The organism is Hyphomicrobium sp., from assembly GCF_036780825.1.
In the GTDB taxonomy this organism is placed as follows: Bacteria; Pseudomonadota; Alphaproteobacteria; order Rhizobiales; family Hyphomicrobiaceae; genus Hyphomicrobium_C.
Window position 1 is genome coordinate 56,658 of sequence record NZ_DAIQCD010000005.1, and the last position, 16,482, is coordinate 73,139.

Consider the following 16,482-nt stretch of genomic DNA (forward strand, 5'->3'; position numbering starts at 1 on the left):
CGGCCGATCTCCCACCTTCCGGAAACACTCTAGTCGAGGCCTCGAGCGTGACCCTGCCCAAATCCGCGCCCCGCACCGCCGCCACAGCACAATCCGCTTCCGCGGGCGGCTATCCGGCCGTGCGCCTGCGCCGCACCCGGCGGGCCGCCTGGTCGCGCCGCCTCGTCGCCGAGGCAACGCTCTCCCCCAGCGACTTCATCTGGCCATTGTTCGTCATCGAGGGCGAAGGGCGGCGCGAGCCGGTCGCCACCATGCCCGGCGTCGCGCGCCTGAGCGTCGATCTGATCGTCGAGGCCGCACGGGAAGCGGAAGCGCTCGGCATCCCCGCCATCGCGCTCTTCCCCAACACCGATCCGTCGCTGCGCAGCGACGACGCCCGCGAGGCGCTCAATCCGGAAAACCTCGTCTGCCGCGCGACCCGCGCCGTCAAGGCTGCCGGCATCGGCGTCGGCATCGTGCTCGACGTGGCCCTCGACCCCTATACGAGCCATGGCCACGACGGTCTTCTCGTCGATGGCAAGATCGTGAATGACGAAACCGTCGCCATGCTCGTCCGCCAGTCTCTGATCCAGGCCGAGGCGGGCGCCGATATCCTGGCTCCCTCCGACATGATGGATGGACGCATCGGCGCCATCCGCCGCGCTCTCGAGGAGGCAGGCCGCACCGATACGCAGATCATGTCCTACGCCGCCAAGTACGCGAGCGCCTTCTACGGGCCGTTCCGCGACGCCGTCGGCTCCGGCGGCCTGCTCAAGGGCGATAAGCGCACCTATCAGATGGATCCGGCCAACAGCGACGAGGCGATGCGCGAGGTTGCCCTCGATCTCGCCGAGGGCGCCGACATGGTGATGGTGAAACCCGGGATGCCGTATCTCGACATCGTGCGCCGTGTCTCGGAGACGTTCGCGGTACCGACCTTCGCCTATCAGGTGTCGGGCGAATACGCGATGATCATGTCCGCGGCCGGGAACGGCTGGCTCGATGCTGACAAGACGATCCTCGAAAGCCTCCTCGCTTTCAAGCGGGCGGGGGCGTCAGGCATCTTCACCTACTTCGCCCCACACGCCGCCAAGCTTCTGCGCACCGACCCGTCCAAGATCTGATCGCAGCTCTAACGAACGCCATCCTGGGGAAGGCCAGGATCCGCGCCAACCTCCACAAAGGAAACGCACCAAGGATCCTAGCCCGACACGTCCAGGCGTAAATTCAAAAGCGGAGGCTTACACTTTGCCGCCGAGCGCGCCATTGGCGCGCCACGAGAACGGATGCCCGACGATGCGGTGATAGAGGCGCGGCGCGAGCGGCAGGGCCATCCAGCCGAGCACGTTCAGGATCACGGCCCGCACGTGAACCGGCTCGAATGCGACATCGAGCACAGCGAGCACGATGAGCATCAGCGAAAGAACGGCCATCGCAGCGGCAAGGCCGATGAAGAGAATCATGAACGTCGCATCGTATGCGATGGAACGAGAATCGATCATGACAGGCTCCCAATGTCTCGGCTGAGAGAAGCCAGCCAACGGTTGCTTTGAAGTTAACGCGCACTGCCGCCTGATGGCTGCTTGCAGTCGCGCACGGCACGGCGTGGAGCCTCGCACAACGAAAGCGGCATCCTGCTCTCACGCGGAGGCGCATGCGCATCTGCTCGAACCAACGGGCTCGTCATCACGCGGACGCCATTCGATGCTGATTGTTCGAGATGCGAGCGTGCTCGCCGATCGCAAACATTGAATCAGCTTTAACGCAAAACATAGAGCGCGCTCAAAGGTGAACGCGCTCTAGATAATGCGGGATAAAGTAGATTCGTGATAGTCCCGCGACTTGACAGGACATCAATCATTGGCGCTGTGAGTCTTCGCCGACACAGTTTTGGCCAGAACGCTCTTGGCCTTTGTTCGCGCGCGCCGCCTAGCGAACACTTTGGCCTGCATGGCTCCGCCATGACCAGTGCCCACTTTTCCGGAAGCACTCTGTTTCCTCGTGCTTCTTATCGGAAAACCGGTGCCCACTTTTCCGGAAGCACTCGAGTTGCGCTCAGCGGCGAACGCGCCGGCGCTGGAAGTCCTCGACCGGCGCGGGCTCCGCCTCCCAAGGCTCGCCCGTTTCCGCATCCTGCTCGGCTGCGGGCGGCCTTTGCGCCGCTGCGTTGCGCGGCTTCTCGCAGCCGGTGAGCCAGACGTCGAACACGGGATGCTCGACGGCGTTGAGGCCCGGACTCTGAGCAAACATCCATCCGGTGAAGATCCGCTTCTCGTTGCCGTCGAGAAGCACCTCGTCGACTTCGACGAAGGTCGTCGTTTTCGGCTGCTCCGTCGGCGGGCGCGAATAGCAGACGCGCGGCGTGACCTTGAGGGCGCCGAACTCCACCGTCTCGTTGATCGGGATCTCGAGCGTCTTGATCGTTGCCGTCACCTTGTCGAGCGCCGAAAAGACGGCCACCCGGTTATCGATCCGCTCGGCAGCAGCGGCCGGCCCCGCAGCCGCTGCCGCGACAAGCAGGCCAAACCAGCAGGCCTTGGCGCCGACGGCGCCTGCCTCTGGTCTGCTCGAAATGCCTGTACGGGGGCGGGTCATCCGCAATGCGTCCTATGCTGGCCGAAAGGACACGGCGACCGTGCGCCCGCGCCGCCCGCAGATCTGCGACGCAACGATGGCGTAGGCATGGCTGCCCGCTCCGGCTCCCAGGCTGATCACTCCGTGATCACTCCGGCCGCCACGGCTTATAGTCGCCGGTCGCTTTCGGCCGCTGTCCCGCACCGAGAATGGACCCCGCGGGCCGGTAGGCCTCAGGCGTTCCCGTCATATTGGGGAGATGCGGTTTCTCCCAGGGGCGCGGGGTGTAGCGTTCCTCGGTTGGCGGCGTGTCGACAGTATAATGCAGCCAGCCATGCCACTCGGGCGGCACCTTGGAGGCCTCGGCAAGGTCGGTATAAGTCACCCACCGCCGCAGCCGGCCGAGCGGCCCGACCGCGCCGACGCCCTCGATCTGCTCGTAATAGCGATTCCCCAAAGAATCCGAGCCGACGAAGCGGCCCTGCCGCGCGATGGTCAGCCGCGTCCCCCAGGTGTTGCCACCCCACCAACTGAAGATCTCGCTGAAAATACCCATTGGATGCTTGTCCTCCGCACCGTCTCCCGGTGGGCTTAACGCGTCGCTCGCCTGAGCGCCAGTGGGCATTCTCCCGCGCCCGCAGAGAGCCTGATTGGTCAAAATCCGCGCCGGCTTACCAGAAGCAAGTGTAACAGCAGAAGCCCGGATTGAGACCCGCGGATCAGTGTCTAAGCGCGTTCACTCACCAACCTCGCCATCAAAAACGAACGCGCTCCAGCCTCACTCACACGCGGCCAAAATCGACCCGACACAGTCGCCCGAGCAAATATGCAACACTCGTAGGATACGTTGGCGTCACGGAATCGCACTATTCTCTCAAATGCGGCCCGCACAAAGGAGCCTTTCGGGCGTTTTACACATGCCTATTTTTTTGGCATTCGGCGCCGGGCCCCGCAACTTCGGGCTTTTCCGACCCTCAATCCCCAGCTTACCAACACCACTAGATGTAGAGCTAGTTGCCTCTGCGACCTACAAAATGTAGCCGCCCAAGGTTTCAACTCGCCTCGAATCAAGTTAGCTTCATCCCTCGTTGGCCGGCCTTGGGGGAACCTCGCGAAAGCGACTGGCGGGCTTCAAAAGTAACAATCAGAACAAAGTGGCTCCTGCGTGCACGAGAGCACCTGGATGCTGCCTTAGGAACGCCGAGTCCTCGGCGTTCCACGAGCTTGTGTGTCAAAAAAACAACCGCGTCGTCAATTCGTATCTCGTTGCGCCGCTCGTCCAATCACTAAAACTGCAACGAGGGAAAGATGAAGATCACGCGGCGCTTCACGACGGCTGGAAAGTCTCCTTACGAGAGCATCGCGTTTCGCCGCGCGACTTCGGAAATTAAGAATCCGGATGGCTCGGTCGTTTTCCGCCTCGATGGCTTCGAGGTTCCCGAGGATTGGAGCCAGGTCGCAGCCGACATCCTGGCCCAGAAGTATTTCCGCAAGGCCGGCGTTCCGCGTCGCCTGAAGAAGGTCGAGGAGACGCAGGTTCCGTCCTGGCTCTGGCGCTCGGTCGCCGACGAGCGGGCCCTCGCCGCGCTGCCGGAGGACGAGCGCACGGGCGGCGAGACGGATGCCCGCCAGGTCTTCGACCGCCTCGCCGGCACTTGGACCTACTGGGGCTGGAAGGGCGGTTACTTCACCACTGAGGATGATGCCCGCGCCTTCTATGACGAGCATCGCTACATGCTCGCCAAGCAGATGGCCGCGCCGAACTCGCCTCAGTGGTTCAACACCGGCCTGTTCTGGGCCTACGGCATCGATGGTCCCGGGCAGGGCCACTTCTACGTCGATTTCGAGACCGGCAAGCTGACCGTTTCGACCTCGTCCTACGAGCATCCGCAGCCGCACGCCTGCTTCATCCAGTCCGTCAATGACGATCTCGTCAACGAGAACGGCATCATGGACCTTTGGGTGCGGGAAGCGCGTCTCTTCAAGTATGGCTCCGGCACGGGCTCCAACTTCTCGAGCCTGCGCGGCGCCAACGAGAAGCTATCGGGTGGCGGCCGCTCGTCAGGCCTCATGAGCTTCCTCAAGATCGGCGACCGCGCCGCTGGCGCCATCAAGTCGGGCGGCACCACGCGCCGCGCGGCCAAGATGGTCGTCGTCGACGTCGATCATCCGGACATCGAGGAATACATCGGCTGGAAGGTAAAGGAGGAGCAGAAGGTCGCCGCCCTCGTCACCGGCTCGCGCATCTGCCAGAAGCGCCTCAAGGCCGTGATGAAGGCTTGCGTCAACTGCGATGCGGATGGCGCCCTGCCGGAGGCAGGCAAAAAAGAAGAACGTTGTTTTGACCCGGCCAAGAACCCGGCCCTGAAGCGCGCCATCAAGGAAGCGCGCCGCGACGACGTGCCGATGAACTACGTGCACCGCGTCATCCAGTTCGCGCGCCAGGGCTATAAGGACATCGCCTTCGATACCTACGACACCGACTGGGACAGCGAGGCCTACCTCACCGTCTCCGGCCAGAACTCGAACAATTCGGTCCGCGTCACCGACGAGTTCCTGACCGCGGTCGAGGAGGACAAGATCTGGGCGCTGACCTCGCGCACCACCGGCAAGACCGTAAAAACGCTGCAGGCCCGCGATCTGTGGGAACAGATCGGCCATGCCGCCTGGGCTTCCGCGGATCCCGGCATCCAGTTCCACACCACGATCAACGACTGGCACACCTGCCCGCAGTCGGGCCCGATCCGCGCCTCGAACCCGTGCTCCGAGTACATGTTCCTCGACGACACGGCGTGCAATCTCGCTTCGTTGAACCTCCTGACCTTCCGCAACGCGGACCGGACGTTCGACACCGAGAGCTTCGCGCACGCCTGCCGCCTCTGGACCATCGTGCTCGAGATCTCAGTGCTAATGGCGCAGTTCCCCTCGCGCCAGATTGCCGAGCTTTCCTACCGCTACCGCACGCTCGGCCTCGGCTTTGCCAACATCGGCGGCCTGCTGATGGCCTCGGCCATTCCCTACGACTCGAGCGAGGGCCGCGCCATCTGCGGGGCCATCTCGGCCCTGATGACCGGCACGTCCTACGCCACGTCCGCAGAGATGGCGGGCGAGCTTGGCCCATTCCCGGGCTTCGAGCCGAACCGCGCCGACATGCTGCGTGTGATCCGCAATCATCGCCGCGCGGCTTACGGCCAGACCGAGAACTACGAGCGCCTTTCCGTCGCGCCCGTCCCGCTCGATGCTCAGAGCTGCCCGGATCAACGCCTCGTCGACGCGGCGCGCATGGCGTGGGATCTCGCCATCGACCTCGGCCAGAAGCACGGCTACCGTAACGCGCAGGCCACCGTCGTTGCACCGACCGGCACCATCGGCCTGGTCATGGATTGCGACACGACAGGCATCGAGCCGGACTTCGCTCTCGTGAAGTTCAAGAAGCTCGCCGGCGGCGGCTATTTCAAGATCATCAACCGCGCCGTTCCCGAGGCGCTGCGCGTCCTCGGCTATCGCGAGAGCGAGATCGCCGAGATCACGGCTTACGCCGTGGGCCATGGCACTCTGGCCCAGGCCCCGGCCATCAACCACGCCTCTCTTATGGCGCGCGGCTTCACGCCTGAAATCATCGCGAAGATCGAAGCCAGCCTCGGCACCGCTTTCGACATCAAGTTCGTGTTCAACCGCTGGACGCTTGGCGACGAGTTCCTCACCGGCAAGCTCGCCATTCCGACCGAAAAGCTCGACGATCCGTCGTTCGATCTTCTCTCGCACCTCGGCTTCTCAAGGAAGGACATCGAGGCAGCCAACGAGCACGTCTGCGGCGCCATGACCCTCGAGGGCGCCCCGCACATGAAGCCCGAGCATCTGGCGGTGTTCGATTGCGCGAGCCCCTGCGGCCGCAAGGGCAAGCGCTACCTCTCGGTCGAGAGCCACATCCGCATGATGGCGGCCTCCCAGCCATTCATCTCGGGTGCCATCTCGAAGACCATCAACATGCCGAACGAGGCCACGGTCGAGGACTGCAAGGCGAGCTACATGCTCTCCTGGCGCCTTGCCCTCAAGGCCAACGCGCTCTATCGCGACGGCTCCAAGCTGTCCCAGCCGCTCAACGCCCAGGTCCTCGGCGACGATGTCGACGAGCAGGATGAGGTGGCGGAGCAGCTGACGGCCGACAAGCCGGCCGTGGATCGCGTTCTTCTCACGGCCGAGCGCCTCGCCAAGCGCGTTACCGAGCTTGAGCACGAGCTCAAGGCCCGCAGCCGGCGCGAGCGCGAGCGGATGCCGGGACGGCGCAAGGGTTACACGCAGAAAGCGTCCGTCGGCGGCCACAAGGTGTACCTGCGCACCGGCGAGTACGATGACGGCTCGCTCGGCGAGATCTTCGTCGACATGCACAAGGAAGGCGCCGCCTTCCGGTCGCTGATGAACAACTTTGCCATCGCCATCTCGCTCGGGCTCCAATATGGCGTGCCGCTCGAAGAGTATGTGGAGGCGTTCACCTTCACGCGCTTCGAGCCGGCGGGCCTCGTGCAAGGCAACGAGACGATCAAGAACGCGACCTCGATCCTGGACTACATCTTCCGCGAGCTCGCCGTCTCCTATCTCGGCCGCAACGATCTGGCTCACGTCGACCCGCGTGAGATCGTCGGCGAGACCGGCCTTGGCTCCTCGGATGCCGCGATCGACGAGCAGCTCGATCTCAACCTGCCCGAGAGCGTGACCAAGGTCGTCTCGAAGGGCTTCATGCGCGGCAACCTGCGGATTGCCGGCGGGCGGGCGCATCATGCGGAAGAGACCGACACTGTGCCCATGCTCAAGTCCGAGCTGGGGGGCACGTACCCAGCGGTAGAGAACGCAACGGCTCTCCACCCGAGTGATGGAGCGACGGCCCTGAAAACCGACACGGAGGTGATGTACCGGCGCATGATGGTGGCGGAAACGCAGGTGGTGAAGACCCGCTCGTCGACGGATCGCATCGCCGAAGCGCGCCTGCGCGGCTACGAGGGGCTGGCTTGCTCCGAGTGCGCCAACTTCACGATGGTGCGCAACGGCACTTGCCTCAAATGCGACACCTGCGGCGCAACGAGCGGCTGCAGCTGAATAAGAGAATAAGCATAAGAATGAAAAAGAGAGGCGGGGCCACAAGGCTCCGCCTTTTTCTTCGGGCACGAGGGGCCGCGCTCAAGAACCTGATCGTTTGATACGGCGCGGACGTGCCCCCATCGCCGCTGCAACGCTGATGACAACCTCGCCCTAAAGGCGCATCATTGGGCCGTCGCAGACTGCGCACTGCATCTGGACGCTTCCGCAGGAAACAGCGGGAGGTTGGAGATGGGCCATTACATTCCAAGGCTCGCGCGCATCACCTCAGGCCAGGGCACCGGCCGCGCGAGCGTGAGCGGCATTAACCCGAGAGACTCAAGCGTCGACGTCGAACGCCTCACGCGCCTCTTGCCGCAAATCCGCGAGCGGCTCGCCCTCGGCGATCAGTTTTCAGATGATGCTCTTCTCGCCAGCCTGCTTGCCATTGCGCGCCAGCCTTCCCACGAAGCGCGCTGGCGCGCGGCGGAGACGTCCACCCTCGGCCAGCACCTCGCCAGCAGCAGCGACGACCTTCACGGCGCGCTGGTTGGCCTGCTCTCGCTCTTGCCTGGGCCCTGAGCATTCGCTCGTACACACAGTTTTCCGCGGACAAGGCCATCTCGCCACACGACGGAGCAGCTCCGAATCAGCTCTCATAGTCTCAAAGAGACTGAAAGTGCCCGAAGCCGTCCGCATGCAGGAAATTGCGGAGGGGCTCGGGACGTACCATGGAGCCGTATCATGTCGTCCGCTTTCCCAGCGGCCCCGGCCAGCGTTTACCTCCTCGCCGACCATCTCGATTCTGCACTCGCCGCAGGCGAGGATCTCCTGAAGTGCACGCTGCGCTGGAACGCCGGCGATGCCCGCGATCCCGATGGGCTGAGAGAACACCGCCATGAGGAGCGTGTCGCCATCAATGCTGCGCGCACGCTCGAGATGCTTCTGTTGGCGCGCGTGCTGAAGTCTCGGGAAACGGCGCAGGACCTCGCCAAGGTCGACAGCCAGTTCAAGCTGATCACGCGGCTCTACACGAGCAGCACCGAAATCGTCGCCGATGCCGCAACCGAACTCGCAGACGAGACCTCCTACGCGTTCGACGCAGGCGATGGCATCACGTCCTATCTGCGGTCACGCGGTCTCATAGCGGAGGACGATCCTGCCCCGCTCGAAGCCGCAAGCCTCCCCGTGAGCGAGCAGTTTCTCATCGCCGGCAAGATGCCGCTCGGCCCACTTCTCGACCTGATTGCGATGTTCCTCGATACGCTCGAGACGCATTACGAGCTGTACGATCACGACTCGCCGAAGAGCGACAGCTCGAGGATCGGTGCACCGACGAGCGGCGCAACCGTCTGATCGTCTTCCTTCGCTATCGAGAAAAGCGTCGAGCCTACGGGAGGCAGCGTCTCGGTGAGCTGCGGCGCGCCGCATCGATCGGCAGGTCGTAATCACAGCGCGCTCGCCGCGCCGGGCCCCTCCCCACAAGGGGGGAGGGGAAATCGCGTCTGCGCCCTTGATCAGCCCTCGTCGCCGCGTCCGTACCCGAGGCTCGAATAGGCAGGCCTCCGGCGCATCGGCTCCTGTGCCGCAAGGCGCTCCATGCCGGCGTAGACGTGACGTGAGAACATCGACATGTCGTTCGTGCCGTCCCGCGTAACGGGCCGCCGGCCCTTCGGCCGCCTATCCTCACGCGTCGCAGCTTGTGCTGCCGCCACCGCGACCGCCGTGCGCTCCTGGCGCGCCACCGGCTCCTGCTTCTTCTTGCGAGCCGCGACCCTGTAGGAGCGGGAGTTCTTCGTTGCCGTCCGTTCGGCATGGCTGCGCGTCCGCTGCGGCTTGGCATCCGCCCGCGCCACCTGCACCGTGCGCGCTTCCGGCACATCGGTTGCCACGAGCTCAGGTGCATCGGTAGCGGCGACGGCGGGTGAGCTGTCGGCCTTGACCGCAGGAACGACTGCCGCCGTAGTGACGACTGCCGCAGCCTGCTCCGAAGGCGCCGCCTCTACGGCTGCGAGCACGATCGGAGCCTCCTCCGCAACGCGGCGCTCAATCTCAGCCGCACGCGCGACCTGCGTGGGCGCACCATCCGCGACCTTCGTCGGCGCAGGGAACGGCGAGGTGAGGCCCGCCACCATGTAGGCCGAGACTGCTCCCGCCTGCGCCTCGTCGAGGCTCGCAAACTTGCCGATGTAGCCCGGCACCGGATCGTACTTACGATTCCTCTTATAGCGGGCCTCCGCCGCGGTCGGCGCGCCGATCACACGGACCTTCAGCTTCGCCACGCCGCGTTTCCCGAACCCCAGCTTCTCCGCTGCCTTACGCGAGACGTCCAGGCGGCGATTACCCCAGTACGGGCCGGCATTGTTGATCCGGAGCACGATCGAAGCCCGCGTTTCCGGCGACCATACAAGCAGCGTCGTCCCATCGGGATAGATCGGGCTTGCGGCGTTGTCTGCTGCCGCCGGGTTGAACTTTTCGCCAGAGGACGTGAGCCCACACGGGTTGTAGCGGTCGCGCTTACACGAATCGTAGTGCGAGGCCATCAGGGTTTCTTCTTTGCCGACCAGCGCCTGGGTTTCCGCGATGGTCTTCACGCGGTGGCACTTGCCGTAGAAGCAATAGGTCTTGCCCGGTGTCTTGGCTTCCGCCTCGGTTACGAACCCGGGTGCGAGAAGGAGCGCTCCTGCGAGAGGCACAAGCGATTTCAGTCCTACCCGTCCGATCTTAGATACGCCCAAGGCTGTGCGCCTGGTCGAAGAGGCTCTCATCGATCAGCTCCATTGTTGTTGTTCTTGGGAACGACCGTGGCTTCCCCCGCGGCCGTTAACGTTGGCGGGCGGAACGAAGCACCTACAACGATGGCAAGGGAGCGGCAACGTTGCCGCATGGTTAAAAGCGAACGAAGTTCAACCGAATGGGGCGTTAGAGTATCGCGCGTTGGCGGAGAGCGCGCTCCAGACCCTCACGTGCCGCCTCCAGGCGTTCGCCGTCGGCACACCGCAGCACGAGCTCCGTGCGGTAACACCCTCCTGCAAAAGAAGGATAGCTGCCCATGATCACGTCGCGAAAGCGCGCCTGATGCTCGGCGAAAAGATCGGCGATCTCCCCTTCGGCATGCGCGACCACGATCGAAACGGCATTCAGCTTCGGGCCTGTCCTGAGTTGGTTTGTCACAGCTTCGAGCATGGCGCGCATGACGTCGGGCACGCCGGCCATCACAAAGACGTTGCCGAGCCTGAAGCCCGGCGCAGCCGAGATTGTGTTGGCAATGAGCTCGGCACCGGCAGGAACTCTCGCCATGCGCATGCGCGCCGAGGTGAATGGAATGCCGCGCTCCGCATAGAAGGGAGACATCAGCGCCACGGCCCGCGGATCCACATCGACCGGCACGCCAAACGCCGCGCCGATCGCATCCGCGGTGATGTCGTCATGCGTCGGGCCGATGCCGCCGGTGGTGAACACGTAAGTGTAGCGGGCGCTCAGCGCTTTCACGGCGGCCACGATATCGTCCGTCTCGTCGCCCACGACCCGGATCTCGCGTAGTGCAACACCGATGGCCGTCAGATGCTCCGCGATGGCGCCCCCATTTTGGTCCTTGGTTCGGCCCGAAAGGATTTCATCGCCGATGATGAGCGCTGCGGCCGTGACGGCATGGTGCGTGTTGGACACGTGCGTTTCCTATTGAAGAACGTCGCTATATATATCGCGCCCGCACGTTGGCACATTCAGGCTCTGCGCAAAATGCAAGCCGTGCCGATCGCGTGCCGTCACACCCTTGACTGATCCCACCACCTTTCCGGAAACAGCGAACATTCCATGAAATTCTCCACGCCTCTCGTGCGCGGCCGCCTCGTCAAGCGCTACAAGCGCTTCCTCGCCGATGTCATCCTCGATACGGGCGAGGAAGTCACGGCCACCTGCCCGAACACCGGCTCGATGATGGGCCTCGCCATGCCGGGCGCTGCCGTCTGGTTGTCGGTAAGCGCAAGCCCCACACGCAAGTATCCGCACACATGGGAGATGGTGGAGACTGACCTGGGCCGCGGCCCCGTGCTGGTCGGCATCAACACCAACCATCCGAACCGGCTGGTCGCCGATGCCATCGCCGCCGACGCCATCCCAGAGGTTTCGGGCTACGCAACGCTCAGGCGAGAGGTGAAGTACGGCGTTTCGAGCCGCATCGACATCCTGCTCGAGGATCCGCAGAAAGGGCTCGCCTACGTCGAGATCAAGAACGTGCATCTCTCGCGCCAGGATGGCCTTGCCGAGTTTCCGGATTCGGTGACGGAGCGGGGTGCCAAGCATCTGGCGGAGCTCGGCGCCATGGTGGCCGCCGGCCATCGCGCGGTGATGGTGTATCTCATCCAGCGCAGCGACGCCGAGCGCTTCTCGCTGGCCGCCGACATCGATCCCCGCTACGCCGCCGCCTATGAGGTCGCCCGCGAGGCTGGCGTCGAGGCTCTGGCCTATGCATGCCATCTGACGCCCGAAGGCATCGCCCTCACGCGCCCGGTGCCGATCGAGGCATAATCACGCGATAGCCAAAACAACTGAGCATCGGCCCTCCCTCGGACAAGAGAGAAAGGCCGACGCTTCACCATTGTTGAGCCGCGCGCTACTCTGCCGCCTCCCCATGGCTCACGAGCACCTGGTCCGCGAGCCGGCCGGTGAGTTCGGCGAGATGGTCGAACTTGGCGGAGTAGGTGCCGACGCCCGACGTCGCCGAGCGCAGCTCGACGATCAGATCCTCGATCTCCGCTTCCGGAATGTGTGCCGAGATGACATCCCATCCCGGCCAGCCGTTGCGGGCATCGAAGCCCAGGATCTGCCCGCGCCGTTGCGGGATCATGCCGTTGACGCGCGCGGTCGCCTCGGAGGGCACGACGATCTCGACCTCCATCACGGGTTCGAGCAGCACTGGCTGGCATTTGGGCAGGCCTTCGCTCATGGCCAGCCGCCCCGCCTGGCGGAAGGCCATATCCGAGCTGTCGACGGTGTGGAACGAGCCATCGGTCAGCGTCACCGCGATGTCGACCACCGGAAATCCGAGCGGGCCCTGCTTCATGTAGTCCGTAACACCAAACTCAACAGAGGGAATGAACTGCTTCGGCACCACGCCGCCCGTGATCGTATCTCCGAAGGTGAACCCGGATCCACGCGGCAGGGGCTGGATTGCAAGCACCACGTCGCCGAACTGGCCGTGCCCGCCCGATTGCTTCTTGTGTCGGCCACGGATCTCGGTCGGTTTGCGGACGGTTTCCTTATAGGGCACCTGCCGCTTCTGCCGCTCGACAATGACGCCATACTTGCGGCGCAGCCGCTCGAACGCCACCCTGAGGTGCATCTCTCCCTGGCCTTTGAGCAGAAGCTGCCGAGTGTCCTTGTTGTGCTCGACGACGAGCGAGGGATCCTCCTCAATCAGCTTGCCGAGCGCCGCCGAAAGCTTGACCTCGTCCTTGCGATCCTGGAGACCGATGCCGAAGCCGAGCACGGGCTCGGGCGGTTTCGGACCCGCGATCTGCACCACGCCGGACTTCTCGGCTGTGATCGTGTCCCCCGTGCGCACGCCCTCGAGGCGCCCGAGGGCCACCGTGTCCCCGGCCGCGGCCGCGGATAGCTTCTGCGTCTCCTCCCCTTTGAGCGAAAAGAGCCCGGCAGCGCGCTCTTCCACCGCTTGGCCGCCCGTGATACCGGCGCCGTCCGCGAACGTACCGGTGAGCACGCGAGCAAGAGAAAGCTTGCCGCCGTGGCCCGTGAACAGCGTCTTGAAGACGTAGGCCGCGCTTCGGGCGTTCTCAACCTTCAGCCGTTTGGCCGTTGCCGTGACGAACGGCACCTCATGGCGGATGGCCTTGAGCAGCCGCAGGATGCCGTTGCCGTTCTGCGCGGAGCCGAGCAGAACGGGGCAGATGCTGCCCTCCTCGAACTCCCGTGAGAGATCGGCAAACACCAGCTCCTTCTCAGGCATCATGTCGGAGAGCAGCGTCTCCATCAGCGCATCGTCGTAGTCTGCGAGTTGCTCGAGCATGTGAAAGCGGGCTTCCCGCTCGCGTTCGATGTTCGCGGCTTTGATCTCGACGGCTTCCGAGGGCGCGTTCTTGCGGAAAAGGAATCCCCGCTCGAGCGCAAGGTCGATGAATCCTGTCGCCGCGCCGTTCTCCCATATCGGGATCTGCCGCAGCACGAGCGGCTTTGCGGAGGCCGGCTGCAGGGCCGGAATGATCTCGCGGATCGGTGTGGTGCAGGCATCGATCTTGTTGAGGAACAGAAGATGCGGGATCCCCCTATCCTCGAGCTGCTTGAGGATCACCTGCAGCGCGGGAACGCGCCTGGCATCGGGTTCGGAAACGACGACGGCCGCATCGCACGCCGTCAGCGCCTCCGCGCCCTCATGCTGAAACTCGATGGATCCCGGGCAGTCGATGAACGTGAACTTGTCGCCAAGGAAGTCGCAGCTCGCAACGTTGAGCTCGACGCTCATACCGTGATCGCGCGCCTCGGGCGAGGCATCGCCCACGCTGGACTTCTCGGCCACCGCGCCGGCGCGCATGATAGCGCCGGTGCGCGCAAGAATGGCCTCGAGCAAGGATGTCTTACCGGATAGGAACGGACCGACGAGTGCAATGCAGCGAGCGCTGCGGACCGAAGTCTGTTCCGAACCGGCACCTTTTGTGCCTCTCGGGCTGACGGATGGCCCCATGGTGTCCTCCTTTCCGCCCCCTGAGATCATCGATCCTGGGAGAGCGCTGCGAGGCGCGAAGGGATGCGCTTGTCGCGCACCACCCGCGCCTCCCGAAAGGAGCGCGACGGTTTGATCGTCGCCTCATGGCGGGCGAGACGCAAGCGAATTTCAGCGCGGCCGGAAAACCCCACGAGGACGCGCAGGACCCTTTCGCGCCACCGCGCACTGATGGCCACAAGTTATTGCACCGCAATAGATATTCGCATCTGCGGAACTCGCGGCCGTGAGAAATGTTACGAAAAATTACTTGAAGAAATCACGCTTCGGCCGCATCATGAAACTGTCAGCTCAGGAGCTTAAAATCTCCTCGAGCGGACGGTTCGGCACAGAAACGCAACAAGAAACGCCTTGGGAGAGGCGGAGCTGGGCGAGTAGTCGATCCGGGCGCTTTTGAATGGAACCAAATGGCCCGGTGAAGCGCTTGAGCTTGAAACAAGGGCGTGCCTGAAATGAGTAGAGAAGCATTGAACAGATCACTCGTGAAAGCGGCGGACGCGGCTGGCTATGCCATGGCGTCGAGAGAGGAAGATCTGATCGAATGGTCGCTGCGCCAGCCGGAGGTCGCACTTCGGAATGGCCATGCGACGGCCGCTACGTCGGCGCGGCGCATGTCGCTGCCGTTCGCGCGGTTCGAGCATTGGATTGCGCACATGCTGTCGCTCTCCGACATTCGCGCGCACACCCCCCGCGCGCTGCTGCCGAGCCGCTGAGTTCGGTCCGCTTTCAATCCTGCACAACTCTGATCCACGTCGGGCCGCATTCGCGGCCCGTATGTTCTGCACCCATGGATGTTGTGGGCGCATCGCCGTTGACACCAAAAAGGCCCGATGCAAGCTTCGGCGTTCCAAGAGCCGGACGATCCGGCTTCAGCTTAAGGCGACGAACTCTTGAGGAGGAACGCATGCACCGGCTTCTGTTTGCGGCCGCACTGTTCGCGCTCGGCATCTCGGCCGGCGCCGCGCAGAACGTTTCCGTCATCAAGGATCGCCAGAGCCACTTCAAGACGATGGGCGATGCGGTGAAGCCCGTCTCCGCTATGTACAAGGGCGAGCGTGATTTCGAGCTCGCGCCGGTTCAGGAAGCGTTGCGGATCATTGCCGAGAAGGCGGAGATCCTGCCCACGCTTTTTCCCGATGATGCCCAGACGGGCGGCGATACGGAGGCACTGCCGGTGATCTGGCAGGAGAAGGCAGACTTCGAGGCCCGCTTCAAGAAGCTTGGCGCTTCCGTGAAGGCCGCCGAAGCCGTGATCGTCGACGAGGACACCTTCCTCGACAATTGGAGAGACGTGGTCGGCAATTGCAGCGGCTGCCACAAGAAGTTCCGCAAACCGAAATCCTGATGGCTGAGACGCCTCACGAGACCGCGCGCACCCGAGCGTGGGACTTGCCGACGCGGCTCTTTCATTGGACCCTCGTTCTGCTGGTCGTCTCGGCATGGGCGAGCTTCGAGTTCGCCGAGGACCTGGGCGACGTGACCCTTGTCTGGCACCGCATCAACGGGCTCACCATCCTCACCCTGCTGGTCTGGCGCGTGCTCTGGGGCCTATGGGGATCCTCGACGGCACGCTTCGCGAGCTTCGTGCGGCCGCCCTCCGCGGTGCTCGCCTACGCCCATAGCCTGCTTGCCGGCCGCGGCCCCCGTTATCTCGGGCACAATCCGCTCGGCGCCCTGATGGTTCTGGTGCTCCTTGCGACCCTTGGCACCATCGCGGGCTTCGGTCTCTTCGCTACCGATGACAACGATCTCGTCGGCGGCCCGCTCTACCGCCTCGTCGGTGAGCAGCAGAACGTGCGCGCCGCCCGCCTGCATGGCTTCGTCTTCCATTTCGTGCTGTTGCCGCTGCTTCTGCTGCACGTCACCGTCAACGTGCTCTACTCGCTGGTGAAGAAAGAGCCGCTGATCGGAGCCATGATCAGCGGCACGAAGCCTGCAGCACCTTACGCCGATGCGCCCGAGGCGACGCTCGCATCTCACCCCCTGCCCCGCGCCCTGGCCTGCCTTGCGGCAGCGGCCGTGATCGTGCTTGGCGGCATCCTGGCCCTCGGCGGACGGCTCGCGCTTTAGAGCGCTTCCGGAAAGGGCGAGAACCGGTTTTCCGGAAGGAAGCACGA

14 protein-coding genes are annotated in these 16,482 nt (G+C 64.1%); 8 read left to right on the forward strand and 6 right to left on the reverse strand.

Going from position 1 to position 16,482, the window contains the following annotated elements; all coding sequences use genetic code 11:
• Positions 1–47: 47 nt before the first annotated feature.
• Complete coding sequence (hemB, locus tag V7P99_RS04030) at positions 48–1,103, forward strand: porphobilinogen synthase (protein ID WP_442909862.1); 1,056 nt, start codon at positions 48–50, stop codon at positions 1,101–1,103.
• Positions 1,104–1,220: 117 nt separating this feature from the next.
• Here the strand turns inward: hemB and V7P99_RS04035 are convergent, their stop codons facing one another.
• The 3 genes from V7P99_RS04035 to V7P99_RS04045 all read right to left on the reverse strand — a co-directional run bounded on the left by V7P99_RS04035 (position 1,221) and on the right by V7P99_RS04045 (position 3,109).
• Complete coding sequence (locus tag V7P99_RS04035; protein WP_333793501.1) at positions 1,221–1,481, reverse strand: hypothetical protein; 261 nt, start codon at positions 1,479–1,481, stop codon at positions 1,221–1,223.
• Positions 1,482–2,034: 553 nt separating this feature from the next.
• Positions 2,035–2,574 (reverse strand): DUF2155 domain-containing protein, encoded by a 540-nt coding sequence (locus V7P99_RS04040; RefSeq protein WP_333793502.1) that lies wholly within the window; start codon positions 2,572–2,574, stop codon positions 2,035–2,037.
• A gap of 127 nt (positions 2,575–2,701) precedes the next feature.
• A complete protein-coding gene (locus V7P99_RS04045; RefSeq protein ID WP_333793503.1) occupies positions 2,702–3,109 on the reverse strand; it encodes an NADH:ubiquinone oxidoreductase subunit NDUFA12 in 408 nt (135 codons plus the stop codon).
• Between the two features lie 752 nt (positions 3,110–3,861).
• Between V7P99_RS04045 and V7P99_RS04050 the strand changes: the two genes are divergently transcribed.
• From V7P99_RS04050 to V7P99_RS04060, 3 genes are all read left to right on the forward strand, one after another.
• A complete protein-coding gene (locus V7P99_RS04050) occupies positions 3,862–7,647 on the forward strand; it encodes a vitamin B12-dependent ribonucleotide reductase (RefSeq protein ID WP_333793504.1) in 3,786 nt (1,261 codons plus the stop codon).
• Between the two features lie 231 nt (positions 7,648–7,878).
• A complete protein-coding gene (locus tag V7P99_RS04055) occupies positions 7,879–8,208 on the forward strand; it encodes a hypothetical protein (protein ID WP_333793505.1) in 330 nt (109 codons plus the stop codon).
• A gap of 162 nt (positions 8,209–8,370) precedes the next feature.
• Positions 8,371–8,982, forward strand: coding sequence for a hypothetical protein (locus V7P99_RS04060; RefSeq protein ID WP_333793506.1), 612 nt, complete (start codon positions 8,371–8,373; stop codon positions 8,980–8,982).
• A gap of 161 nt (positions 8,983–9,143) precedes the next feature.
• Here the strand turns inward: V7P99_RS04060 and V7P99_RS04065 are convergent, their stop codons facing one another.
• On the reverse strand, positions 9,144–10,322 hold the full coding sequence (locus V7P99_RS04065) for an RlpA-like double-psi beta-barrel domain-containing protein (RefSeq protein WP_333793507.1): 1,179 nt from the start codon (positions 10,320–10,322) through the stop codon (positions 9,144–9,146).
• Positions 10,323–10,548: 226 nt separating this feature from the next.
• Positions 10,549–11,295, reverse strand: a complete 747-nt coding sequence (locus V7P99_RS04070; RefSeq protein ID WP_333793508.1) for a competence/damage-inducible protein A — start codon at positions 11,293–11,295, stop codon at positions 10,549–10,551.
• A 147-nt stretch (positions 11,296–11,442) separates the two neighbouring features.
• Here V7P99_RS04070 and sfsA point away from each other — a divergent pair, with 147 nt between their 5' ends.
• Positions 11,443–12,156 carry a DNA/RNA nuclease SfsA gene (sfsA, locus tag V7P99_RS04075; RefSeq protein ID WP_333793509.1) on the forward strand — a complete coding sequence of 238 codons (714 nt, stop codon included), beginning with the start codon at positions 11,443–11,445 and terminating at the stop codon, positions 12,154–12,156.
• Positions 12,157–12,241: 85 nt separating this feature from the next.
• Here the strand turns inward: sfsA and V7P99_RS04080 are convergent, their stop codons facing one another.
• Positions 12,242–14,326 carry an elongation factor G gene (locus V7P99_RS04080; RefSeq protein ID WP_333793510.1) on the reverse strand — a complete coding sequence of 695 codons (2,085 nt, stop codon included), beginning with the start codon at positions 14,324–14,326 and terminating at the stop codon, positions 12,242–12,244.
• Positions 14,327–14,832: 506 nt separating this feature from the next.
• Between V7P99_RS04080 and V7P99_RS04085 the strand changes: the two genes are divergently transcribed.
• The 3 genes from V7P99_RS04085 (at position 14,833) to V7P99_RS04095 (ending at position 16,435) form a co-directional block, all read left to right on the forward strand.
• Positions 14,833–15,078 (forward strand): hypothetical protein, encoded by a 246-nt coding sequence (locus tag V7P99_RS04085; protein ID WP_333793511.1) that lies wholly within the window; start codon positions 14,833–14,835, stop codon positions 15,076–15,078.
• A gap of 191 nt (positions 15,079–15,269) precedes the next feature.
• Positions 15,270–15,710, forward strand: a complete 441-nt coding sequence (locus V7P99_RS04090) for a c-type cytochrome (RefSeq protein ID WP_333793512.1) — start codon at positions 15,270–15,272, stop codon at positions 15,708–15,710.
• Positions 15,710–16,435 carry a cytochrome b/b6 domain-containing protein gene (locus V7P99_RS04095; RefSeq protein WP_333793513.1) on the forward strand — a complete coding sequence of 242 codons (726 nt, stop codon included), beginning with the start codon at positions 15,710–15,712 and terminating at the stop codon, positions 16,433–16,435. Before V7P99_RS04090 ends, V7P99_RS04095 begins: the two co-directional genes overlap by 1 nt.
• Positions 16,436–16,482: the final 47 nt, after the last annotated feature.

Bases quoted from the DNA above. Each gene is read 5' to 3' on its own strand.
- V7P99_RS04035 (WP_333793501.1), bottom strand. From the start codon at position 1,481: ATGATCGATTCTCGTTCCATCGCATACGATGCGACGTTCATGATTCTC.
- V7P99_RS04040 (WP_333793502.1), bottom strand. From the start codon at position 2,574: ATGACCCGCCCCCGTACAGGCATTTCGAGCAGACCAGAGGCAGGCGCC.
- V7P99_RS04045 (WP_333793503.1), bottom strand. From the start codon at position 3,109: ATGGGTATTTTCAGCGAGATCTTCAGTTGGTGGGGTGGCAACACCTGG.
- V7P99_RS04050 (WP_333793504.1), top strand. From the start codon at position 3,862: ATGAAGATCACGCGGCGCTTCACGACGGCTGGAAAGTCTCCTTACGAG.
- V7P99_RS04055 (WP_333793505.1), top strand. From the start codon at position 7,879: ATGGGCCATTACATTCCAAGGCTCGCGCGCATCACCTCAGGCCAGGGC.
- V7P99_RS04060 (WP_333793506.1), top strand. From the start codon at position 8,371: ATGTCGTCCGCTTTCCCAGCGGCCCCGGCCAGCGTTTACCTCCTCGCC.
- sfsA (WP_333793509.1), top strand. From the start codon at position 11,443: ATGAAATTCTCCACGCCTCTCGTGCGCGGCCGCCTCGTCAAGCGCTAC.
- V7P99_RS04080 (WP_333793510.1), bottom strand. From the start codon at position 14,326: ATGGGGCCATCCGTCAGCCCGAGAGGCACAAAAGGTGCCGGTTCGGAA.
- V7P99_RS04090 (WP_333793512.1), top strand. From the start codon at position 15,270: ATGCACCGGCTTCTGTTTGCGGCCGCACTGTTCGCGCTCGGCATCTCG.
- V7P99_RS04095 (WP_333793513.1), top strand. From the start codon at position 15,710: ATGGCTGAGACGCCTCACGAGACCGCGCGCACCCGAGCGTGGGACTTG.